General features: G+C 37.9%; 1 protein-coding gene. It reads left to right on the top strand.

Annotated elements, in window-relative coordinates; translation table 11 throughout:
• Positions 1-402, top strand: a 402-nt coding sequence (locus tag IC21_RS16245; protein WP_162130222.1) for an ATP-binding protein, incomplete at its 5' end; no start/stop codon positions are given.
• Positions 403-464: the final 62 nt, after the last annotated feature.

Below are 464 nucleotides of genomic sequence, written 5' to 3'. Positions count from 1 at the left end.
TTAGCCACAGGACTAGGGAGAAAAGCTTGTGAACTAGGTTATGAGGTTCGTTTTTACCGTGTTGCTCACCTAGTTGAGGAATTAGAGCAAGCTTTACGTAACAACCGTTTATCAGCATTTAGAAAACGGATGGAGAAGGTTGATTTGGTCATTTTAGATGAAATGGGATACTTACCATTTAGTAAAGAAGGAGCTGAATTATTATTCCAAATCATATCGGAGTTTTATGAACAGAAAAGCGTAATTATTACATCTAACTTAGAATTTAGTCAATGGAACCGGATCTTTACAGATTCTCGATTAACAGCAGCGTTAGTGGACAGGCTAATTCATCACGCCCATATCATCTCTTTTCATGGCGAGAGCTATAGACTGTCCCACGCATTGTCGAAAAGGAATTAAATGGGTGGCAAACCTCTGCATTTTTAATTGCATTTCTCTGCACTTTTCTATTGCAAAATACA

Origin of the sequence: Heyndrickxia coagulans DSM 1 = ATCC 7050, assembly GCF_000290615.1 — a bacterium.
Classification (GTDB): domain Bacteria; phylum Bacillota; class Bacilli; order Bacillales; family Bacillaceae_C; genus Weizmannia; species Weizmannia coagulans.
The sequence above is the reverse complement of the archived record's forward strand: the minus strand, read 5'-3'. Positions and strand labels throughout refer to the sequence as shown.